This is a genomic window from Streptomyces sp. R-74717, assembly GCF_047305335.1.
Classification (GTDB): Bacteria; Actinomycetota; Actinomycetes; order Streptomycetales; family Streptomycetaceae; genus Streptomyces; species Streptomyces atratus.
The window spans coordinates 5,075,488-5,097,669 of sequence record NZ_CP102361.1; the positions used below are offsets into that span (position 1 = coordinate 5,075,488).

A 22,182-nucleotide genomic window follows, 5' to 3' on the forward strand; every position below is an offset into this window, starting at 1 on the left:
CCTTGAGTTCACCTAAGCAAATCAATAGGTTGCGGTAGCAAAACAGCCGGGTTTTTCGGTCGAGAGGGCACGGGTGAAGGCACGGGACGACCACCGCCGTACCGCAGCTGCAGGGGCATGGACCGGCGGGGCGCTGCTCGCCCTGGTGGCGGGCGCGATGCCGGCCGCGGCGGCGGCACCGGGCGGTGCACCCGCCACTTCGGAGACACCTCTGCCCGGCTCGGGCAGCAGCCTGGTCATGGTGCTCGACTCGTCCGGATCCATGGGGGACGACGACGGCACGGGGCGTACCCGGATGGAGAGCGCCCGTACCGCCGTCGGCACCGTCGTCGACGGCCTTCCCGACGGATATCCGACCGGAGTGCGGGTGTACGGCGCGGACCGTCCCCGGGGCTGCACGGACACCAGGCTCGTGCAGCCGGTGCAGAGGCTCGACCGGGAAGCCGTGAAGCGGGCTGTGGCGGCCGTACAGCCCAAGGGTGACACTCCCATCGCGCTGTCGTTGCAGAAGGCCGCTGAGGACCTTCCGCGGCCCGCGGGCGGTGCCATCGGCACGCGCACGATCCTGCTGATCTCCGACGGCGAGGACAACTGCGGTACGCCGCAGCCCTGCGAGGTCGCCGAGCAGCTCGGCAAGGAGGGTGTCGGGCTGCGGATCGACACGGTCGGCTTCCAGGTGAAGGGCGCGGCGCGCGAACAGCTCGAATGCATCGCGGCGGCCGGCAACGGCCGCTACTACGAAGCACCGGATGCCGAGGCGCTGGCCCGGCAGCTGCAACGGGCGTCGCAACTCTCCGCGGACGGCTACCGGTTCCGGGGAGAGCGGGTCGAGGGTACGGCGACGGGTGCGGCGGCACCCGTGCTCGTACCAGGGCAGTATCTGGACACCATCGGACCCGGTGAGAAGCGGTACTACGCCGTCGACCTGGATGCCGTTTCGACGGTGGACTTCTCGGCGACGGCGGTGCCGCAGCCCGGGGCGGCCGTCGACACCTTCGACGCACTGCGCACCGGCATCGTGTACGGCACCGGCAGTTCCTGCGTGACGGACACCGCGCACTTCTACCAGAAGGAGGGCGCGACCCCGCTGACCTCGGCGGTCGCCCGTATCCCCGCGGAGGAGGGCAACCACGCCTGCGACCGGGCGGGCCGGTACTGGCTGGTGGTGGAGCGGGAGAGCAAGCAGGGCTCCGACGCCGCACGTTGGCCGCTCGAGCTCCTTTACGGGGTGGAGGCGCCGCTGGAGAAGGGCGTCACGCCCGCCCAGTCTCAGCCGGGGTACGGCAAGGGCGGCAAGGACGCCGTGCTGCCCACCGGCGACCCCCGCGATGTGCGGGGCGGTACCGGCTTCAACGACGCCAAGGAGCTCGGCCGGGGCGTGTGGCGCGACCGGATCCTTCCGTCGCAGACCCTCTGGTACAAGGTCCCGGCCGGCTGGGGCCAGCAGGTGCGCTACGACGTGGAGTTCGCGAACGAGCCCACGGTGGAGCGCGGTACCTCCCCGTACTCGTACGGGGCGACCCAGCTGTTCACCCCCGCTCGTTTCCCGCTCACCGGAGGCGGCGAGTTCACCTCGACGGCCACGTACAACGGTCGGCCGTCGGCGATCAGGATGGGCGGGGTGCCGGTCGCCTGGACCAACCGCTACGAGTACCGCTCCAACGTCCAGCCCGTACACGCCGGGGGTGACTTCTACATCTCGGTGACGCTGGGGGCGAGGGCCGCCGATATCGCGGAGAACCCGCAGATCGGTGTGGTACTGCGGGTGTCGGTGCTCGGCGACGAGCTGGCCGGCCCCGAGCACCATGCTCCTGCCGTAGCCAAGAAGGCGGACAAGAACGGCAATTCGAGCGGTGCCGAAGACAGCGGTGGTACGGGCGGGGCAGGATGGACCGGCATTGCGGCCGCTGCCGGTGCGGGCGCCGTGGTGGTGGTGATCGCGGGGCTCGTGTCCGTACGAGGGCGTCGCGGGCGGGCCACACAGACGACGAGGGGAAGCGCGTGATGAGGCAGCGCAACAGGGGCCGGGTGGCGCTGGCCATGGTCGCGGCGATGTGCGTGGCGGCGGCGCTGCCGGGGCAGGCGTACGCGGACGGGGAGAGTGCTGCGTACACCTTCGATCCCGGGGCGAAGAAGGTCAGCGGTGCGGAGGTCAGCACCGAGGCGTCGGCGCTCACGCCCGGATCGGTCTACAAGAGCTCGATCAAGCGCGGCGAGAAGCTCTACTACCGTCTGGACCTCGACGACAAGACGAACGCGTACGTCTCGGCGGTGGCCGTGCCCAAGGGCGGCGGCCAGGTTGCCTACGGGGACGGCATCACGGTCAGCATCAGGGACAACGCCGACCTGCAGTGCAGTTCGGAGGACGCACGGTTCGAGTCGGCGGAATTTCCGCGTCCGATCGCGGCGTACGCCTACCGGATCACGCAGAAGGACAGCAGCACCTGTCAGAAAGCAGGAACGTACAACGTCCTGATCGAGCGGGAGAGCAAGGCCACCTCGGCATCCGACGAGTGGGACCTGGAACTGCGGTACAAGTCGGAGCCGCAGCTGGAAGCGGGCGGTTCGATGCCGACCCAGGCGCCGGAGAACTGGCCGTCGGCGTCGCCCGCGCCGCCCACCACAGCCCCGCAGAGACGGTCGGGCGGCACCGGCTACTACGACGCGACCAGCCTGGAAACCGGCGAGTGGCACGACAGCATCGCACCTGGGCAGACCCGCTTCTACCGGGTGCCGGTGGACTGGGGCCAGCAGATCTTCGCCACCGCCGACCTGAGCAACAACAACGCCTCGGACGAATACATCGGCAACGCGCTCGCGATGTCACTGGACAACCCGGCGCACGGCCATGTCGATGACGCGTCGCCGCTGTCGTACTCCGGCAAGCCCGCTTCCGTGTCGATGGATCCGCTGCCTCCGGTGGCGTACGAGAACCGCTACGACTCCACCAGCAGCGACAGTGCCATGCGGTTCGCCGGCTGGTACTACCTGTCGGTGTCCCTCAGCCCGGAGGTCGCGAAGTCGTACGGCGACAAGGCGATTCCGCTGACCCTCAGGATCAAGGTCGAGGGGACGGCGAAGAAGTCGCCGTACACGGGGGATGCCGGGATCTTCTCGGTCACACAGGACGACAAGGACATGGCGAGGAGCGGCCAGAGCGGTCCCGAGGCGGCCGAGAGCGACACCATGAGGATGGTCGGCGTGGCCGGGATCGGCGTGGGTGCGGTGCTGGTGCTCGGGCTGGGTGTGTGGACGCTGCTGGCACGGCGCCGTGCGGTCGCCGCTCAGGCGGCCGCGATCGGTTCGAACAGTCCGGTTGCGGGAGGCCCGGCCGGGGGCGGGCAATCGCCGCACGGAGGGCCGCCGCAGGCCTGGTAGCCGGGGGGCGGAGCCGCCGCGTACGGCAGGGGCTCCGGCCGGCCGTGCTCAGCTCTGGGTCAGCGCCCAGATGCCCACGGCGAAACAGACCAGCGCCACCAGCAGGACCGGGACCGCCACCTTCGGAGGCGGCCCCGGACGCGTCCGCGGTGCGTGCGCGGGAACAGCGGCCGAGAGGTGCGGGGGAACCCCTGTTCCGGGAGTGGGAACCTGCGGCTGCCCTGCGGTGTACGGACGGGTGAGAGCCGCTTCGTGCTGCACCGCGGCCGTGGGGGCCTGCGAAGGATCCGACGCGGGGAAGGGGGAAGCCGCGTGCGCCGGGATGGGCGTGGCCGGCTGCGCCGGACGGGGCAGCGGTGTGGGCTGCTGCGGAGGCGGTGGGAGGTGGAAGCTGCCCGTTTCCGACATCGGGACCGGCGGCTGGGTGTAGGGCTGCTGGGCGGACTGGTCCGTCTGTACGGGCTGCGCGTCCTGTGAGGCTGTCCGGGGGGCCGCGATCGGTCCGGCGGGGCCGAAGCCTGCGGGCAGCGGCCCGAGTTGGTCGAAGACCTCCACCGGCTCGTCGTCGGCGCCGGGCTCCGGCAACATGTCGACCGCGGCCGTCAGCGCCTTGCGCGCGCCCGTGGCCGTACGGAACCTGGCCTGGGGATCCGGCTGCAGCAGCCCCGCGAGCACCTGCCACAACGGCTCGGGAATCCCCTCCGGGGCGCTGGGAGTGCCGTACGAGGCGAAGTGCTCGACGAGGGCCCGCGCGTCCGGTTTCTTCCCCTGCAGCAGATACAGCGCGACCAGTCCGACCGCGAAGAGGTCCGCGGGGAAATCGGGTTCCGCGCCCATCATCTGTTCGGGTGCGAAGTAACCGGGCGTGCCCACCACGTAGTTGGTCTCGGTGAGCCGCGGCTCACCCTTGCGCATGGAGATACCGAAGTCGGACAGCCGCAGATGCGGCCGTCCGGTGCCGGTGGCCTCCATCAGGATGTTCGCGGGTTTGATGTCCCGGTGCACGACACCCTCCGCATGCACCGTCGACAGTCCGGACAGCAGTTGGTCGAGCAGCGTGCAGACGAAACGAGGAGGCAGCGGTCCGTAGTCGCCGATGACATGCGCCAGCGAACCACCGCTCACCAGATCCATGGTGAACAGGACCTTGTCGTCGTCCGCGGCCCAGCTGGCCGGGGCGAGCACATGCGGATGCTCGATCCGCAGCGCCTGCTCGCGGACGAAGCGCAGCAGCGTGTGTGCGTCGCTCTGCTGGAGGACCTTGGCCGCCACATAACGGCGGCGCCGGTGGTCCCAGGCGCGCCAGACGGCGCCGACCCCACCACGTCCGATCGGATCGATCAGTTCGTACCGACCGGCGAAGACCTCACCCATTGCGCTGCGCCCGCTCCCAGTCCTGTTTCGGCTCGTGCCCGGCTCTCGGGGGTAGTGCCCTAGGGCATGAAAGGACAGGCCCTAGCTCTGGTGTCCCTCGTAGTGCGCCACCGCGTCCGCGGTGCGCCCTGCGCCGTACACCTTGAGGAACTCTGCCAGTTCCGGGTGGGTCGGGGCGAGGGAGTCGGCGGCATCGATGATGTCACCGGCGGCCGCCACCGACCGCAGCAGCGACTGGATCTCACGCACCACGCGCCGGACGGTCGGGGCGCCGCCGGTGTTGGAGGTCTGGCTGGTGCCGGTGAGGACGGAGCCGCCCTGGGACTTCTTGATCTCTTCCATGCGGTCGGTGGCCTCTCCTGCGCTGGCACTGCCGTCGGCGACCTGGCCGGCCAGTTCCTGGAGCGCCTGGACACGCTGGACGACCGCGGGGTTGCCGATCTTCGCCCGCTGACCGCTCATCAGCTGGGAGAGCATGGGGGCGGACAGCCCGAGGACCGCGGCGAGCCGGGCCTGATTCAGGCCGAGATCATCGATCAGCCGGCGGAAGAGCGCCCCGAGAGGTTCTCCGTACCAGCTGCGCTGAAGCTCCCTGGCTCTTGCTGTTGCCTCTTGCTGAGCTGCATCCATGGCGTCTCCCCTTCGCTGCGGCTTCGCTGCTGCGAACCTCGTCGAGCATCTTACGGAGAGTGGTCGCCGACCGGGAGCCCCCATCTTTTTGCAAGATTCCGGGGGGTACCCGGTACTCTGGTCTGCGGCGGTCACCGAGACGCTGAAGCATCCGGTGCTGTCCGCTTTTTCGGGGCCTTAGCTCAGTTGGTAGAGCGCTGCCTTTGCAAGGCAGATGTCAGGAGTTCGAATCTCCTAGGCTCCACGGGTGACAGAACGGGCGCCGGAAGACCTCAGGTCTTCCGGCGCCCGTTCGTCGTGCCAGGGGGCTGTTCAGTGGCGGTCGTCGAGATCGGTGCCGTCCACACCTTCCGGGCCGTCCGTCCCCTTGGTCTCCGCGTCGTCGGCCTGCTTGGCCTGGACCTCCGGGTCGAGCGAGCTCGGACCACTGCCGTCGACCGAGGACAGGGGTGCGCGGTCGGAGACCTCCGTGGGAGCGGGTGGTTCGACCAGCCAGTCCGGGTTGGCCTGCTTGTCCCACCACCTCCAGGCGGCGTAGGCGCCGCCCGCCACGATGCCGACCACGACGACCCCCTTGAACAGCCGCCCGGCCTTCGCCCGCCGCTCGTGCTTTCTGGCCAGCTGCTTGATCTCCTTCGCGGTCACCTGACTGCGCAGCGCGGCCAGCGCGGCGGCGCTGCGGGCCGAGGCCTCCTCGGCCATTGGCTGGGCGACGGCCATCGCGTGCTCGACGCGCGGCACGGTGTAGTCCGCGGCGGTACGGGCGGCCCGGCGGGTGCGGTGCGCGGCGCGCTGGGCGGCCTCGTCGACCTTGGGGGGTACGTGAGCACGGGCCAGTTCGATACGTGGTGCGAGATGCGCGTCGTATTGGACGCGGGCCTGCTGGGCTGCCTTCGACACCTTCGGCGCGAGCCGCGTGCGGGCCTCGTACGCAAGATGTGCGGCCTGGTCCTTGGCCGTGTCGGCGTAGGGCGCCACCACTTCCGCGGCGTGCTGCACGCTGTCCTTCGCCGAGTCGGTTGCGGCGCGCACGCTGTCGATGCGGGTCACGGGATCCTCCTCCTTGGTGGCGGGTAGATACTCCGCCTTTCCACCCATTTCGAGATCATGCCTGCCGGAGGCCTGTGTGGCATGTGGGGCAGGCATCCGGGTTATTCAGGTCATCGGTGCCGCCTTCGGGCAATGCGGTGCAAGGGGAGCTTGCCGCTGACAATGCCACGGTTCGGTTCAGCCCGCGCCGGTTCGTCACGCACTTGGCCGCATTTGTTCCTGCGGGGAGCGGCACGTGAGGGTTTCGGGGAAGCCGCAGGCGAGCGAGGTGAGAGCGGCCTCGGCGCGCGGGGCGCGGAATCGGGCAAGAAGGTGGCGGAATCGGGCAAGAAGGTGAGTGAAGTGCGTTGGTGGTGGCGGCCGGGCGCCGGAGCGGACGGTCCGTGCGAGGATCGGTGAACGTCACTGAAGACTTACGGAAGGCAGATCGTGGCTGAGCAGCTTTACGCCACCTTGAAGACCAATCAGGGCGACATCGAGATCCGGCTTCTGCCGAACCACGCGCCCAAGACGGTCAAGAACTTCGTCGAGCTCGCCAAGGGTGAGCGTGAGTGGACGCATCCCGAGACCGGCAAGAAGTCCACGGACAGGCTGTACGACGGCACCGTCTTCCACCGCGTCATCAGCGGTTTCATGATCCAGGGCGGTGACCCGCTGGGCAACGGCACCGGTGGCCCGGGGTACGAGTTCGGTGACGAGTTCCACCCCGACCTCAGCTTCAACAAGCCGTACCTGCTGGCCATGGCCAACGCCGGCCCGGGCACCAACGGCTCGCAGTTCTTCGTGACCGTTTCGCCGACAGCCTGGCTGACCGGTAAGCACACCATCTTCGGTGAGGTCGTCGACCCCGCCAGTCAGAAGGTCGTGGACGCCATCGCGGCCACCAAGACCAACTCCCGCACCGACCGTCCGCTGCAGGACGTCGTGATCGAGTCGGTCGTCATCGAGAACCGATGATCGCCAGCAGTCATCAAATGATCACGCTCTGATTGCCCTTTCGGGGAACCAACCGCCCTGCTCGTCCGTACTTGTTACATAGCGGACGAGCAGGGCTGCGTTGTGCGTGCTGCCGCCACGACGAGCACCGAGGGGACCGGGAAGTGATGGGACCGATGGACCAGCAGCCGCCGGGAGACCAGGACCGGTCCGGCGCCACGGACGGCTCGCTCAGCTGCTACCGCCACCCCGGTCGTGGGACGCACATCCGCTGCACCCGCTGCGACCGGCCGATCTGCCCCGAGTGCATGGTCAACGCCTCGGTCGGCTTCCAGTGCCCGGACTGCGCCCGCCAGGGAGCCGGTACGGGACACGGCCCGGGCGCCGCCCGGCCGCGCACGGTCGCCGGCGCCCCGGTCACGGCCGACCCCCGGCTCATCACCAAGATCCTTCTCGGCATCAATGTCGCCGTGTACATCGCCGTGCTGGCGAATGGCGCTCTGGTCAACGAGTTGGTGCTGATCGGCCGTGCCACGACCCACTTCGGCGGTCCGCTGGAAGGCGTCGCCGAGGGCCAGTGGTACCGACTGGTGACGTCGATGTTCCTGCATCAGGAGATGTGGCACATCCTGTTCAACATGCTGGGGCTGTGGTGGCTCGGCGGGCCGCTGGAGGCGGCGCTCGGCCGTGCCCGCTACCTCACGCTCTACATGCTCTCCGGCCTGGCGGGCGGCGCCCTCACCTACTGGCTCTCCGCACCCGTACAGGGCTCGCTCGGAGCCTCCGGCGCGATCTTCGGCCTGCTGGGTGCCACTGCCGTGCTCATGCGCCGGCTCAACTACGACATGCGCCCGGTCTTCGTGCTTCTCGCGGTGAACCTGGTCATCACCTTCAACCCCTGGGGCGGAATCGCCTGGCAGGCACATGTCGGCGGTCTGATCGCGGGCACGCTGATCGCGATCGGCATGGTGCACGCACCCCGCGAGCGGCGCGCGCTGGTGCAGTACGGCACCTGCGCTCTGGTCCTGGTGGCTGTGGTCGCCATCGTCGTCGCCAGAACAGCCGCGCTGACCTGAGCGGACGCCGTTCCCTGGCGTTCCCCTGGGCGTTTCCCCGGTCAGTTGTCCACAACGCGTGCCGGATCTTGTGCATTCTGTGGGAACAACTGTGCCCCTTGTCGCTGAGCTGGGTTTTTCCAGCAGAGACAAGGGGCGTGTCGTCCCCCGACGAGGGAGGCTGCAGTCACATCGGCGTCAACAGCCAGGGAGTTATCCACAGATCGTCTGACCTTTTCCCCTGCCTGTGGATAACGCTGTGGGTAACTCGGGGCAAGGGTTGCAGGACCGGGCCCTGCTGTGGGGTCACGTGCCCTGCGGTGCTACTTCCACTGCGTGGAGACACCGAAGCCGCCGGCGATGAAGCCGAAGCCGACGACGATGTTCCAGTTCCCCAGCGACTGGATCGGCAGATCGCCGTCGGTCACATAGAAAACGACGATCCAGGCCAGACCGATCAGGAAGAGCGCCAGCATCACCGGCGCCACCCAGCTCCGGCTGGTCAGCTTTATGTTGGTTGCCTGCTTCGCCGGAGGGGGCGTGAAGTCGGCCTTCTTGCGGATACGTGACTTCGGCACGAGGAACTCTCCTGTCGATGCGCTGCGTGACCGCGCAGGGAACTGTGGCTGGCGCCGGGGCGGGGCGCGAGGGGGAATGCTGCCTCCCCCGGGCGTCCGTTAGCGTAGTGCTTCCGCGGCGCCGAAGGAGATAAGGGTACGTTGAGCAATTCTGCCGACTCCCCCCAAGGACCGGTCCGGCGCACCTTCCGGCACCCGGTCAGGGTGCTCACCGCTGCAGTCTTCGCCCTCGCCGGACTGATCTTCGTCACCAGCGCCAACACGGCCAAGGGCACCAACATCCGCACCGACTCCTCGCTGCTGAAGCTATCCGACCTCATCCAGCAGCGCAGCGGCAAGAACGCCCAGTTGGACGAGACCAACGCATCCGTGCGCGAGGACATCGACACCCTCGTCCGGCGCGACGACGGCAGCACCAAGGCGGAGGACGCCCGGCTCAAGGAGTTGGAGCGGGCCGCGGGCACCACAAAGCTCACCGGCCGGTCCGTGGCTGTCACGCTCGACGACGCCCCGCCCAACGCCACCGCCAACCCCGGCTACCCCGACCCGCAACCCAATGACCTGGTCATTCACCAGCAGGACCTACAGGCGGTCGTCAACGCCCTCTGGCAGGGCGGCGCACGGGGCATCCAGGTCATGGACCAGCGGCTGATCTCCACCAGCGCCGTGCGCTGCGTCGGCAACACCCTGATCCTCCAGGGCCGGGTCTACTCCCCGCCGTACAAGATCACCGCAGTCGGTGACCCGGCCGAGCTCAAGCAGGCTCTCGACAACTCCCCGGCAATCAGCAACTACCTGCTGTATGTGAAGGCGTACGGACTCGGCTGGAAAGTCGACGAGCACAAGGCGGTGACTCTTCCCGGCTACTCGGGCACAGTGGATCTCCACTATGCGGAGCCGGTGAAGTAGCGAGCAGCTGTGGGGAGGCCGACGAGGTGTCGGTGCGACTGATCGTGAGGACGTTCAGCGAACTCTGCATCACCGTCGGCGCCCTGATCGTGCTCTTTGTGGTGTACGTGCTGTTCTGGACCGGAGTGAAGGCCGCCGACGCGACCGAGGGACAGATCGACACCCTGCGCGACCGGTGGGCGCAGGGAACGGTGTCCGCACCCGCGCCGCACACATCCCCGACAGCGGCGCCCCCCGCCCCCGCGGCGTACCGGGACGGCAAGCCGTTCGCGATGCTGTACATACCGCGCTTCGGGAAGGGCTGGGAGTGGCCCGTCCTGGAGAACACCGAGGTCAGGACCTTACAGAAGGGGATCGGTCACTACGCCGGGACCGCCCGCCTCGGCGCGAGGGGCAATTTCGCGGTGGCCGGACACCGTCGCACATACGGGGACCCGTTCAAGGACTTCCCGAAGCTGCGCCCGGGAGACGCGGTGGTGCTGACGGACGGGACGACGTGGTTCACCTACCGCATCGACAAGAAGCCCTACCGGACGGTACCGAGCGACATCGGGGTCATCGACCCCGTCCCCCGCAGGTCCGGCTTCGACGGGCCGGGCCGCTATCTGACGCTGACCACCTGCGATCCCGAATGGGGCAGCAGTCACCGGCTGATCGCCTGGGCGCACCTCGATGCGACCCAGCCCGTGACCGACGGCAAGCCGGCAGCTTTCCACAGCTGACCCACGCTCCTGCCCCGGCCCTTTAGTCTGGTCCCGTACCGAATGGAGGGGACAGCATGTACGGCTGGATCTGGCGGCATCTGCCGGGCAACGCATGGGTGCGTGCGTTCATCTCGCTCGTGCTGGCGCTGGCTGTCGTCTACGCGCTTTTCCAGTACGTCTTCCCGTGGGCGGAGCCGCTGCTTCCGTTCGGCGACGTGACGGTCGACGGCTCGACCGGATCGGGGGCCGGCCAGTGAGTGCCCGCATCCTTGTCGTGGACAACTACGACAGCTTTGTCTTCAACCTCGTCCAGTACCTCTACCAGCTCGGCGCCGAGTGCGAAGTGCTGCGCAACGACGAGGTGACCACGGCACACGCCCAGGACGGCTTCGACGGCGTGCTGCTGTCACCCGGCCCCGGCACCCCGGAGCAGGCAGGGGTCTGCGTCGAGATGGTGCGCCACTGCGCGGCCACGGGCGTTCCGGTCTTCGGGGTCTGCCTCGGGATGCAGTCGATGGCGGTGGCGTACGGCGGTGTGGTGGACCGGGCCCCGGAGCTGCTGCACGGCAAGACCTCGCTGGTGACCCATGAGGGCACCGGGGTCTTCACCGGTCTGCCGTCCCCCTTCACCGCGACCCGCTACCACTCGCTCGCCGCCGAACCCGACACGGTTCCGCCGGAGCTGGAGGTGACCGCGCGCACCGCCGACGGCATCATCATGGGGCTGCGCCACCGCGAACTGGCGGTGGAGGGAGTGCAGTTCCACCCGGAGTCGGTGCTGACCGAGCACGGCCATCTGATGCTGGCCAACTGGCTGGCACAGTGCGGCGACACAGGAGCCGTCGCGAGGTCGGCGGGGCTCGCGCCGGTGGTGGGCAAGGCCGTCGCGTGACCGCACTCCGCCCCGAACACGACGCCGGACAGGACGGCCCGTACGAGCAAGGAGCGTACGAGGCCGCGGGCGCGTTCGAGGCGGCGGTAGACCAGCTGTCGGATCCGCTGAACGATCCGCTGCCGGGACAGCATGCCTCGCCGTGGTTCCGGGCGAACAACAACCCGTCCGAGGAGCCGGGGGCGAGGCAGGATCAGAAGCCGGGGCGGGGGCTGCACCGGGCGCCGGATCAGCCGCCACAGGTGCAGGCACAGCCGCCACAAGGGGCGCAGAAGCCCGAGGAGACTCCGCGGGAGTGGTACGACCCCGAGGGGTTCGAACGGGACTGGTACGGGCAGCAGGCGCCCGCACCGACCCCCGCACCGACGTCCGCGCCGACGCACCGGGCGCAACCCGTCGCCCGTCCCTTCCCGCTCGACGATGAGACGGTCGGTCTGCGGACGGCGGACACCCGGCGCCAAGTCGACCGGGCGATGACGACCCGGCAGCCGAATTCCGGGCCGGAGCCGGTACTGGGGTCGGCGAGCGATGCGGAGAGCTTCGCGGAACCGGGCACGGGGCCCGAGACGGCCGATCCGGAACCACGTACCGGAGGCCGCGCCGAGCGCCGACGCGCTGCCAAGGGGCACGGCCGCCGGCGTACCGAACCGCCGCCGGAGACAACGGCGCCGGCCGCGAAGCCGATGTCACGTGTCGAGGCACGGCGTGCGGCGCGCGCGGCCAAGGACAGCCCGGCCGTTGTCGCCAGCCGGGTGGTCGGGGAGTTGTTCATCACCCTCGGCGTGCTGATGCTGCTGTTCGTCACGTACCAGCTGTGGTGGACGAATGTGCGTGCCGACCAGTACGCCGGCAAGGAGACGCACAAGATCCAGGACGACTGGGCGAAGGGCGACCGCAATCCCGGTGTGTTCGAAGCGGGGCAGGGATTCGCCATCATCCACATCCCCAAACTGGATGTCGTCGCTCCGATCGCCGAGGGCATCAGTAAGGAGAAGGTCCTCGACCGGGGCATGGTCGGCCACTACGACGAGGGCGCGCTCCGCACCGCGATGCCGTCGGCCAAGCAGGGCAACTTCGCGCTGGCGGGACATCGCAACACGCACGGCGAACCGTTCCGCTACATCAACCGGCTGCGCCCCGGTGACCTGATCGTGGTCGAGACGCAGGATGCGTACTACACGTACGAGGCGACGAAGACCCTTCCGCAGACATCGCCGTCCAATGTCTCGGTGATCGGCCCGGTGCCGCCCGGTTCGGGGTTCACCGGGCCGGGCCGGTACATCACTCTGACGACCTGTACGCCGGAATTCACGAGTACGTACCGTTTGATCGTCTGGGGCAAGATGGTCGACGAACGACCGCGCAGCAAAGGAAAGCCCGACGCGCTCGTCGGCTGAGACATCATCACGACAGGGACGGGTGCGGTGACAGCGAGGACCGAGCACGAAGAGCGAACCGGTGAGTCCGCGCCCCCGCCGCGGCGCAGCGGCCGCCATCCCGTCGCGACCGCGGTCAGTGTTTTCGGCGAACTGCTGATCACCGCAGGCTTGGTGCTGGGGCTTTTCGTCGTCTACTCCCTCTGGTGGACAAATGTGCTCGCCGATCGCGAGGCCACCAAACAGGGCCACACCGTCCGCGACCGCTGGGCGGGCGGCCCGGGCGCGCTGGACACCAAGGACGGCATCGGCTTCCTGCACGTCCCGTCGATGAAGAACGGCGAGGTGCTGGTCAAGAAGGGTACCGACACCGAGAACCTCAACGACGGCATCGCGGGCTACTACACGGACCCGGTGAAGTCGGCTCTCCCCTGGGACAAGAAGGGCAACTTCACCCTGGCGGCACACCGCGACGGGCACGGTGCCAAGTTCCACAACATCGACAAGGTGAAGAAGGGTGACGCGGTCGTCTTCGAGACCAAGGACACCTGGTACGTCTACAAGGTCTTCAAGGAGCTTCCCGAGACGTCGAAGTACAACGTCGATGTGCTGCAGGCGGTGCCGAAGGGATCGGGAGCGAAGAAGCCCGGCCGCTACATCACGTTGACGACCTGCACGCCGGTCTACACGTCGAAGTACCGCTACATCGTGTGGGGCGAACTGGTGCGTACGGAGAAGGTGGACAAGGACCGTACGAAGCCGGCGGAGCTGCGTTAGCCGGTACGATGAGCCGGGCCCGAAGTCGCAACCAATCCTTGCGACTTCGGGCCTTCTGCCGTCGTGGCCTACTTGCTTACTTGAGCACCTGCAGCTTCGCGCCCGCGCTCCAGGCCTCCAGCAGGCCGCGGTGCACGGCGGTGACGCCGACCTGCATCGCGATATCGAGCGACTCGCGGGAGAACGGGCAGGTCGCCACGTACACGGCAACGTCCGCCCGGTGCAGCGTCTTTGTGCCGACGAACTTCTGCATCTCGCCGCTCCACACCGAGCGGTACGGGGCGAAGTTCTTGCACTGGACGACCACCCGTCGCCCGTCGGCGGTGTACGCGGTGATGTCGGCCCCGCGGTCGCCGCTACCACCGTGGATCTCGACGTCGGTGCAGCCGTCCCGATGCAGCAGTCCTGCGATGTGCTGCTCGAACTCCCGCCAGTTCATGGCGTCGATGGAGGCCATGACCCCGGTGAGGGGGCGCTGTTCCTGGGCGTGCTGAAGGCGGCGCAGCTGGATGTCGTGGCGGACGAGCCTCCGCTCGATCTGCTGGACGTTCTCGCGGAGACTGATGAGCTCTCGCTGCTGCTCGCCGGAGGTCTCGATGAGGGCGTTGAGTATGGGGACGACGGTGGCGCCGAGGAGGCGGGTGAAGCTCTCCTCGCTGAGTCGCGTGATGTGGGCGTCGAGGGATTCGACGTCGCTGTCGCGCCGAGGGGTATCCGTGATCACCGGGTGCACCCGGGAGGTGTGTTCGACGTCGAGCAGATATGTACGGACACGGCGCGCAATCTCGCTGTCCCGGAGCAGCATGGCGACGTTCAGGACGGTCCGCCGCGACCAGAGCGCCATGCTCGAACGGGGCTGTGGATAACTCTCCCGATAGGAACTCAGGGTGAGTTCCTTAAATTTCTGCAGCTCAGCGCCACGGATCACCCTCAGACCATTCGATTCGAGCTCCTCTCGATGACGGCTGAGGAGGTTGTTGATGACGGTTTCCGCCACCTCGAAGTAGGCGGCAACCATGGCGGTGGTCACGTGCATGCCGTCCGGCAGTAAGGACAGCATTTTGACTCTGTCGAGTGCCTCCGTCCGCTCGGCGAAGTTTTGACGCAGCGCCTGTGATTCCACCAGAGCGACCTCGTTGATCACGCTCTTGACCCTTCGCGTATCCAGCGATGTGGACGGAGTCCGATGCCCCGCCCTATCCGATCAACGAATCGGCACATATGAAGACACGATCGGTATACGGCTACATGTGCGGTATGCCTCGCAGAAGGCATCGCGGCGGGCATAGCAAAGGGCCCCGGTCACCGTTGCGGTGACCGGGGCCCGATGGCAGTCGCGATTCGGGGTCAGTGCCGACGTGAGCCGGACGGGCCGCCGAAGATGTTGCCGTCTCCACCACCCTGCACGGTCTGGACGTTGACCACGCTGTTCTTGTCGACCTCCTGGCCCGCTTGGGGCTGGAAGTGGACGACCCTCGCGTTGTCGTCATTCGATCCCTGCACCTGGATCTGCAGGCCCGCCTGGGCCAGAAGAGCCTTCGCCTCCGCGAGGGTCTTGCCCTGCAGGTCGGGAACCGTGGCCTTCTCCGGCTGCGGCGGACCCTTCGAGACCTTCAGGACGATCGGGGCGTCCTTGGCCTGCTTGCCGACTCCGGGAGACTGCTCGACCACGGTGTCCACCGGCTGGGTCGAGTCGATGTCGACACGCGAGATGGTTGTGAACCCGATGCCCCTGAGCTGGGCCTCTGCATCCTGGTACGTGCGGGTGCGAACGTCGGGGAGGTCCAGCAGGGCCTGCTTGGCGACCGTGATCGTGACCTCGGAGTTCTTCTCGGCCTTCGCGCCGCCATCGGGGTCCTGCTTGATGACCGTACCCGCGGTCTTGCCGGACTCGACCGCGGTGACGTTCACCGTGAAGCCCTTGTCCTCAAGGTCCTTACGGGCAGTCGCCTCGGTCTTCTCCACAACGTCCGGGACCTCGACCTTCGGCGCACCGGTGGAGACGACGACCGTGACGACCTCCTTCTCTGCCATCTGGCCGTCCGCCGGGTCCTGGCTGCAGATCTTGCCCTTGGGCTGTTCCTCGCAGGGTTCGTGCGAGCCGACCTTGAGGACGACGTCGGCGGTTTCCGCGCGTTTCTGTGCTTCCTTCACAGTCAAGCCGACCACGTTCGGCACATCGACCTTGCCGCTGTTGCTGTTGGTGTTGCTGAACACCGACCGGCCGATCAGGATCGCGCCGATGAGCACCAGGACGCCCGCGACGATCAGCAGGATCGTCGAGGTGTTGCTCTTCTTCTGGCGGCGGCGGTCCGGGCGGTCGTCGTAGCCGTAGCCGCCGTCGTCCGGGTTGACCGGGGGCAGCATGGACGTGGGCGCGCCGTTCTGGTCCGCGGCGCGCAGTGCGGTGGTGGGCTGGTCGTTGCCGTATCCGTCGTAACCGCCGTAACCGGGCACACCCATTGCCGCGGTGGCGGCGACCGGCCGGCCGTCGAGGCAGGCCTCGATGTCGGCGCGCATCTCGTCGGCCGACTGGTAGCGGTAGTCGGGGTCCTTGACCAGGGCCTTCAACACGATCGCGTCCATCTCGGGCGTGATCTCGGGGTCGAAGTTGCTGGGTTTCTGCGGCTCTTCCCGTACGTGCTGGTAGGCGACCGCGACGGGTGAGTCCCCGATGAACGGCGGCCGGACCGTCAGCAGCTCGTAGAGCAGGCAGCCGGTCGAGTACAGGTCGGAGCGTGCGTCGACCTGCTCGCCCTTGGCCTGTTCCGGGGAGAGGTACTGGGCGGTGCCGATGACGGCAGACGTCTGGGTCATCGTCATGCCGGAGTCGCCCATGGCGCGGGCGATGCCGAAGTCCATGACCTTGACCTGGCCGGTGCGCGTCAGCATGACGTTCGCCGGCTTGATGTCGCGGTGGACGATGCCTGCGCGGTGGGAGTACTCCAGCGCCTGGAGGATGCCGACGGTCATCTCGAGGGTGCGCTCGGGCAGCAGCTTGCGGCCGGAGTGCAGAAGTTCCCTGAGCGTCGACCCGTCGACGTACTCCATCACGATGTACGGGATGGAGACCCCGTCGACGTAATCCTCACCGGTGTCGTAGACAGCGACGATCGCCGGGTGATTGAGCGAGGCGGCGGACTGGGCCTCACGGCGGAACCGGGCCTGGAAGGACGGGTCGCGGGCCAGATCGGCTCGCAGTGTCTTCACAGCTACGGTGCGGCCGAGCCGGGTGTCGTGTGCGAGGTAGACCTCGGCCATGCCACCACGGCCGAGCACCGAGCCCAGCTCGTACCGGCCGCCGAGGCGACGCGGCTCTTCCATAACTGTTCCAGCCCTCTCCGTCAGTCCCGACCGCACCGGTGTGCGGTCCGGCGGTGTGCTGCTCGCGCATACGCTACCGGCCGCGCACTACCTGATCGGCCCGGAGTCCGGACCTGATATCTGACCGGTATCCCAATGTGCAGGTATGGCACCCGATGTGATGGGCATCACTTCTTGCTGTCGATGACCGCCTTCATTACAGACTGTGCGATCGGGGCGGCCAGACCGCCGCCGGAGATGTCGTCGCGGTTGGCCTGGCCGTCCTCGACAACGACGGCGACGGCGACCGGGGAGCCCTTGTCGGTCTTGGCGTAGGAGATGAACCAGGCGTACGGCTTCTCGCTGTTGTTCAGACCGTGCTGGGCGGTACCGGTTTTGCCGCCGACAGTGACGCCGTCGATGAGGGCCTTGGTTCCCGTGCCGTTCTTGACCACGGTCTCCATCATCTGCTGAAGCTTCTGGGCGTTCTCACCCGAAAGGGGCTGGCTGAGCTGCTCCTTCTCGTGGGTGTAGATCACGTCCAGATTGGGGGCCTTGCGCTCGGCGACCATGTACGGCTGCATCAGCTTGCCGTCGTTGGCGACCGCGGCGGCGACCATCGCCATCTGTAGCGGGGTGGCGCGGTTGGACGCCTGGCCGATGCCGGCCATGGCGTTCTGCGGGCGGTTGTCCTTGGGGTAGACACTGGCGTCGGCCCGTACCGGAGTGAAGATCTCCTTGTTGAAGCCGAACTTGTTGGACTGGTCGATCATCTTCTGGTTGCCGAGGTCATCGCTGATCTTGCCGAAGACGGTGTTGCAGGACCACCGCAGTGCCTCCCGCAGCGAGGCGTTCTCGCACGGGATGTTGCCCTCGTTCTCCAGGTTGCCGGTGGTCAGCGGGAGCCGGTAGGGCAGCGGCGACTTGGTGGGCTCGTCGATGCTGGTGTACAGCCCGTTCTCCAGCGCAGCCGCGGCGGTGACGACCTTGAAGGTCGAGCCCGGAGGGTAGGTCTCGCGCAATGCCCGGTTGAGCATCGGCTTGTCCTTGTCCTTCAGGAGCTGCTGCCGAGCATCCGCGTCCTTGAGGGAATTGCCCGCGAAGACCGAGGGGTCGTACGAGGGTGTGCTGACGAGGGCCAGGATGGCGCCGGTCTGCGGGTCGATCGCGGCTACTGCACCCTTCTTGTCGCCGAGCCCTTTGAAGGCGGCCTTCTGGGCGGCGCCGTTGAGGGTGGTGACGATGTTGCCGCCGGTCTTCTTCTCGCCGGTGAAGAGAGACAGCGTGCGGTTGAAGAACAGCTGGTCGCTGTTGCCGGTGAGGATTCCGTCCTCGATGCTCTCCAACTGCGATGCGTCGAACGCCTGCGAGGAGTAGCCGGTCACGGGGGCCCACATGGGGCCGTTCTTCCAGACCCGCTTGTACTTGAAGTCGCTGCCCTTGGTCTCGACGGAGCCGGTGACGGGGTTTCCGTCGACGATGATGTTGCCGCGCTCGTGTGCGTACCGCTCGATCTGGACGCGGCGGTTGTGCTCATTCGCGTTCAGTTCGTCGGCACGCACGTATTGGAGCCAGTTGACACGGACCAGGAGAGCGAGGACGAGCAGCCCGCAGAAGATCGCGATCCTGCGAAGGGGCTTGTTCACGGTCGGACCACCTGGGTCATCTCGGCATCGGGCGATGGGGCTGGGGCCGGCGCGGGGCGGCGCGCGGTGTCGCTGATACGAAGCAGGATGCCGATCAGGGCCCAGTTGGCGATCACTGACGATCCGCCTGCCGCGACGAACGGCATGGTCATACCGGTCAGCGGAATGAGTCCCATGACACCGCCGGCAACGACGAAGACCTGAATGGCGAAGGAGCTGGAGAGCCCGATCGCGAGAAGCTTGCCGAAGGGGTCGCGGGCAGCGAGCGCGGTACGGACACCGCGCTCGACGATCAGACCGTAGACGAGAAGGATGGCCATCATCCCGGCGAGGCCGAGCTCCTCGCCGACGGTGGCGAGGATGAAGTCGGAGTTGGCTGCGAAGCCGATCAGGTCGGAATTGCCCTGGCCGAGCCCGGTGCCGAGGGTGCCGCCGGAGCCGAAGGCCATCAGGGACTTGGCCATCTGCTCGCTGGCGGCTTCCTTGCCCCAGCCCGCGAAGGGGTCGAGCCAGGCAGTGACGCGCTGCTGGACGTGCGGTTCGAACGAGGCGACACCGACGGCGCCGACTGCGGACATCAGCAGACCGAAGACGATCCAACTGGTGCGCTCGGTGGCGACGTACAGCATGACGACGAACATGCCGAAGAACAGCAGGGATGAGCCCAGGTCCGTCTCGAAGACCAGGATCAGGATCGAGAAGGCCCAGACCATGAGGATGGGTCCGAGGTCACGGCCTCGGGGCAGATAGAGGCCCATGAAGCGGCGGCTGGCCAGGGCCAGCGCGTCGCGCTTGACCATGAGATAGCCGGCGAAGAACACCGCAATGATGATCTTGGCGAACTCCCCTGGCTGGATTGTGCCGACGCCGGGGATCTTGATCCAGATCTTGGCGCCGTTCACCGCAGGGAAGAACATCGGAAGGATCAGCAGGAACAGCGCGACGACCATGGAGATGTAGGTGTAGCGCTGCAGGATGCGGTGGTCCTTGAGGGCCACCAGTACGACGACGAGCAGCCCGACGCCGACAGCGGAGAACATCAGCTGCTTGGACGCAGCGGGTGCGAAGGTCTTCAGTGCCTGGAACCTTTCCGACTGGTCCAGGCGCCAGATGATCGCCAGCCCCAAGCCGTTGAGCAAGGTGGCCAGCGGCAGCAGAAGCGGGTCCGCGTAGGGGGCAAATCTGCGGACCGCGAGATGTGCGACGCCTGCGAGCAGCGCGAGCCCGAGTCCGTATCCGAGCATGCCGGAGGGCAGTTCGCCGTTGAGGGCGAGGCCCACGTTGGCGTACGCGAACGCCGAGATGAAGACGGCGAAGAGAAGCATGACGAGCTCGGTGTTGCGGCGGCTCGGTGCGTCGATCGCGCCGATCGTGGTCGTGTTGGTGACAACGCTCATGGTGCTGAAGGCCCCCTACGGCTTTACTGCTTACCGCACTGCGGGACCAGCTTTTTCTCTTCCTCCGAGAGGCTGGGACCAGGAGTGGGAGTTGCGGTCGGCTTGGTCTTGGTGGCACCGGAAGCGGCGGATGTCTTGTTGACGTCCGAGCCCGTACCACCGGCTTGGCCCTCGTCGGAGCGGGTTTTCTCGGCCGCGCGTCGCTGGGCGTCCTTCTTGCAGGCAGATGCCTGGACAGCGAGTTCGCCGATCTTCTCGCGTGCGGCGGTGAGGTTGCCTTCGGCGATGGTCGCCTCGACCTGCTTGCGCTGATAGGGCGGGAGGTACTTGAGTTCGATCTCGGGGTGGTCCTTCTCGACCTTCGAGAGTGAGACCCAGGCCAGGTCCTGGTTGAGGCCACGGAACAGCGCGACATGTTCGTTCTTCGCGCCGACATAGAACTGGTTCTGGGTCCAGCGGTAGCCGCCGTAGAGACCGCCGCCGATGACAGCGAGCGCGAGCACGACGTAAAAGGATCTCTTGAGCCACTTACGGCCGCCGCCGGGCTTGATGAAGTCGTCGTCGGTGTACGCGTCGAAGGAGCTGTCAGGCATTTCGTCGTAGCCGACGCCGTCACCGCTTCCGGGCGGACCGAAGCCGCCTGCGGGCGGTGGGACGGGGCGGCCGAGGCCGGCCGCTCGTCCGGCAGGGGTCTGCATGGCGGCTGTGCTTTCGGCGGCGGTCATCTGTGCAGCCTGGTTCTCGGCGACCGCGCCGACGATGACCGGGGTGTCGTTGAGCTGTCCGGCCAGGGTGTCGTTGCTGTCGACGTCGAGGACGTCGGCGACGATGCAGGTGATGTTGTCCGGGCCGCCGCCGCGCAGGGCGAGCTGGATCAGCTCCTGGATGGTCTCCTGGGGGCCCTGGTAGCCGGCGAGGGTCTCTTCCATCGTCTGGTGGGAGACGACGCCGGAGAGCCCGTCGGAGCAGATCAGGTAGCGGTCGCCGACCCGGACCTCACGAATGGAGAGATCGGGTTCGACGTGGTCGCCACTGCCCAGGGCGCGCATCAGAAGGGCGCGCTGCGGGTGGGTGGTGGCCTCTTCCTCGGTGATCCGGCCCTCGTCGACCAGCCGCTGCACCCAGGTGTGATCCTGGGTGATCTGGGTGAGTACGCCGTCGCGCAGCAGGTATGCGCGGGAGTCGCCGACGTGGACGAGGCCGAGGCGCTGGCCGGTCCAGAGCAGGGCGGTGAGCGTGGTGCCCATGCCCTCCAACTGGGGGTCCTCCTCGACCATCATGCGCAGTTGGTCGTTGGCCCGCTGGACCGCCGTACCCAGCGAGGTGAGGATGTCCGAGCCCGGGACGTCGTCGTCGAGCTGGACGAGCGTGGAGATCACCTCGGAGCTGGCGACCTCGCCGGCTGCCTGGCCGCCCATGCCGTCGGCGATGGCGAGAAGGCGCGGACCGGCGTAGCCGGAGTCCTCGTTGCCTTCCCGGATCATGCCCTTGTGCGATCCGGCGGCGAAGCGCAGGGAAAGACTCATGCGCACCTCTCCCGTCGGCTCGGGGTACAGCCGGTCTCGAGCCACACTGCCCACCCTCCGGTCGGGAGCCGGGCCGGGTCCGTTGCCCGGACCGCCGCGGTTCGCTCGCTCCGCTCGCTCATTGTCGTACTACTTCCGCAGCTCGATGACGGTCTTGCCGATCCGGATCGGCGCGCCCAGCGGAACAGGTGTCGGGGTGGTGAGTCGGGTCCGGTCGAGATACGTGCCGTTGGTGGACCCGAGATCCTCGACGATCCACTGGCCGTCACGGTCGGGGTAGATCCTGGCATGCCTGCTGGACGCGTAGTCGTCGTCCAGGACGATCGTTGAGTCGTGGGCACGGCCCAGCGTGATGGTCTGTCCCTGGAGCGCCACCGTGGTGCCGGTGAGTGTGCCCTCGGAGACGACCAGCTTTGTGGGTGCCCCCCGGCGCTGGCGGCCGGGCTGTTGACGTTGCTGCGGCGGTGCCGCGGCATTCTGGCGTGCCTGTGGCGGCCGTGCGTCGGTCGCAGTGCGGCGTGAGCCGCGCTGCGTGACGCGCGTTCCGAACAGGTCGCTGCGGATGACCTGGACGGCCACGATCACGAACAGCCACAGAACAGCCAGGAAACCTAGCCGCATGACCGTCAGGGTCAGCTCTGACATTGCCCC

At 67.7% G+C, this 22,182-nt stretch carries 20 protein-coding genes and 1 tRNA gene; 11 read left to right on the plus strand and 10 right to left on the minus strand.

Features of this window, described 5'->3' with window-relative positions; all coding sequences use genetic code 11:
* The first annotated feature begins 157 nt into the window (after positions 1-157).
* Positions 158-2,005 (plus strand): VWA domain-containing protein, encoded by a 1,848-nt coding sequence (locus NRF20_RS23150; protein ID WP_398628607.1) that lies wholly within the window; start codon positions 158-160, stop codon positions 2,003-2,005.
* Entirely contained in the window at positions 2,005-3,378 is a 1,374-nt protein-coding gene (locus NRF20_RS23155; RefSeq protein WP_413753205.1) for a hypothetical protein, read from the plus strand. Before NRF20_RS23150 ends, NRF20_RS23155 begins: the two co-directional genes overlap by 1 nt.
* Positions 3,379-3,426: 48 nt before the next feature.
* Here NRF20_RS23155 and NRF20_RS23160 read toward each other — a convergent pair whose 3' ends face one another.
* Positions 3,427-4,752, minus strand: a complete 1,326-nt coding sequence (locus NRF20_RS23160; RefSeq protein ID WP_398628380.1) for a serine/threonine protein kinase — start codon at positions 4,750-4,752, stop codon at positions 3,427-3,429.
* An 81-nt stretch (positions 4,753-4,833) separates the two neighbouring features.
* Complete coding sequence (locus NRF20_RS23165; protein ID WP_266359832.1) at positions 4,834-5,382, minus strand: helix-turn-helix domain-containing protein; 549 nt, start codon at positions 5,380-5,382, stop codon at positions 4,834-4,836.
* 171 nt (positions 5,383-5,553) lie between these two features.
* Between NRF20_RS23165 and NRF20_RS23170 the strand changes: the two genes are divergently transcribed.
* Positions 5,554-5,626: transfer RNA gene (locus NRF20_RS23170), tRNA-Ala, on the plus strand.
* Positions 5,627-5,694: 68 nt separating this feature from the next.
* On the opposite strand, the gene NRF20_RS23175 is transcribed toward NRF20_RS23170, so the two are convergent.
* Positions 5,695-6,432, minus strand: a complete 738-nt coding sequence (locus NRF20_RS23175; RefSeq protein WP_398628379.1) for a DUF5324 family protein — start codon at positions 6,430-6,432, stop codon at positions 5,695-5,697.
* 429 nt (positions 6,433-6,861) lie between these two features.
* On the opposite strand from NRF20_RS23175, the gene NRF20_RS23180 reads away from it, so the two are divergent.
* Both NRF20_RS23180 and NRF20_RS23185 read left to right on the plus strand, forming a co-directional pair.
* Positions 6,862-7,389 (plus strand): peptidylprolyl isomerase, encoded by a 528-nt coding sequence (locus NRF20_RS23180; RefSeq protein ID WP_114245503.1) that lies wholly within the window; start codon positions 6,862-6,864, stop codon positions 7,387-7,389.
* Positions 7,390-7,544: 155 nt separating this feature from the next.
* Positions 7,545-8,444 carry a rhomboid family intramembrane serine protease gene (locus NRF20_RS23185; RefSeq protein ID WP_413753206.1) on the plus strand — a complete coding sequence of 300 codons (900 nt, stop codon included), beginning with the start codon at positions 7,545-7,547 and terminating at the stop codon, positions 8,442-8,444.
* A gap of 302 nt (positions 8,445-8,746) precedes the next feature.
* Here the strand turns inward: NRF20_RS23185 and crgA are convergent, their stop codons facing one another.
* Complete coding sequence (gene crgA / locus NRF20_RS23190; protein ID WP_114245501.1) at positions 8,747-9,001, minus strand: cell division protein CrgA; 255 nt, start codon at positions 8,999-9,001, stop codon at positions 8,747-8,749.
* Between the two features lie 141 nt (positions 9,002-9,142).
* Here crgA and NRF20_RS23195 point away from each other — a divergent pair, with 141 nt between their 5' ends.
* The 6 genes from NRF20_RS23195 to NRF20_RS23220 are packed head-to-tail and all read left to right on the plus strand — an operon-like array spanning position 9,143 to position 13,659.
* A complete protein-coding gene (locus tag NRF20_RS23195) occupies positions 9,143-9,910 on the plus strand; it encodes a DUF881 domain-containing protein (protein WP_398628377.1) in 768 nt (255 codons plus the stop codon).
* A 26-nt stretch (positions 9,911-9,936) separates the two neighbouring features.
* On the plus strand, positions 9,937-10,632 hold the full coding sequence (locus tag NRF20_RS23200; protein ID WP_398628376.1) for a class E sortase: 696 nt from the start codon (positions 9,937-9,939) through the stop codon (positions 10,630-10,632).
* A gap of 56 nt (positions 10,633-10,688) precedes the next feature.
* Positions 10,689-10,871, plus strand: coding sequence for a hypothetical protein (locus tag NRF20_RS23205; protein WP_398628375.1), 183 nt, complete (start codon positions 10,689-10,691; stop codon positions 10,869-10,871).
* A complete protein-coding gene (locus tag NRF20_RS23210) occupies positions 10,868-11,506 on the plus strand; it encodes an aminodeoxychorismate/anthranilate synthase component II (protein ID WP_093895028.1) in 639 nt (212 codons plus the stop codon). The genes NRF20_RS23205 and NRF20_RS23210 overlap by 4 nt, the downstream gene beginning before the upstream one ends.
* A complete protein-coding gene (locus NRF20_RS23215) occupies positions 11,503-12,903 on the plus strand; it encodes a class E sortase (protein ID WP_398628374.1) in 1,401 nt (466 codons plus the stop codon). The genes NRF20_RS23210 and NRF20_RS23215 overlap by 4 nt, the downstream gene beginning before the upstream one ends.
* A 27-nt stretch (positions 12,904-12,930) precedes the next feature.
* Positions 12,931-13,659, plus strand: a complete 729-nt coding sequence (locus NRF20_RS23220) for a class E sortase (RefSeq protein WP_266359842.1) — start codon at positions 12,931-12,933, stop codon at positions 13,657-13,659.
* Positions 13,660-13,735: 76 nt separating this feature from the next.
* Here NRF20_RS23220 and NRF20_RS23225 read toward each other — a convergent pair whose 3' ends face one another.
* The 6 genes from NRF20_RS23225 to NRF20_RS23250 all read right to left on the minus strand — a co-directional run bounded on the left by NRF20_RS23225 (position 13,736) and on the right by NRF20_RS23250 (position 22,176).
* Positions 13,736-14,803, minus strand: a complete 1,068-nt coding sequence (locus tag NRF20_RS23225; protein WP_398628373.1) for a restriction endonuclease — start codon at positions 14,801-14,803, stop codon at positions 13,736-13,738.
* Between the two features lie 203 nt (positions 14,804-15,006).
* A complete protein-coding gene (gene pknB / locus NRF20_RS23230) occupies positions 15,007-16,983 on the minus strand; it encodes a Stk1 family PASTA domain-containing Ser/Thr kinase (RefSeq protein WP_398628372.1) in 1,977 nt (658 codons plus the stop codon).
* A 167-nt stretch (positions 16,984-17,150) separates the two neighbouring features.
* The gene (locus NRF20_RS23235) at positions 17,151-18,608 is read right to left on the minus strand and encodes a penicillin-binding transpeptidase domain-containing protein (protein WP_398628371.1); all 1,458 of its coding nucleotides are present in this window, start codon (positions 18,606-18,608) and stop codon (positions 17,151-17,153) included.
* Complete coding sequence (locus NRF20_RS23240; protein WP_266359848.1) at positions 18,605-20,005, minus strand: FtsW/RodA/SpoVE family cell cycle protein; 1,401 nt, start codon at positions 20,003-20,005, stop codon at positions 18,605-18,607. The genes NRF20_RS23235 and NRF20_RS23240 overlap by 4 nt, the downstream gene beginning before the upstream one ends.
* A gap of 23 nt (positions 20,006-20,028) precedes the next feature.
* On the minus strand, positions 20,029-21,531 hold the full coding sequence (locus tag NRF20_RS23245; RefSeq protein WP_413753207.1) for a PP2C family protein-serine/threonine phosphatase: 1,503 nt from the start codon (positions 21,529-21,531) through the stop codon (positions 20,029-20,031).
* Positions 21,532-21,660: 129 nt separating this feature from the next.
* Positions 21,661-22,176, minus strand: a complete 516-nt coding sequence (locus NRF20_RS23250) for an FHA domain-containing protein (RefSeq protein WP_093895021.1) — start codon at positions 22,174-22,176, stop codon at positions 21,661-21,663.
* Positions 22,177-22,182: the final 6 nt, after the last annotated feature.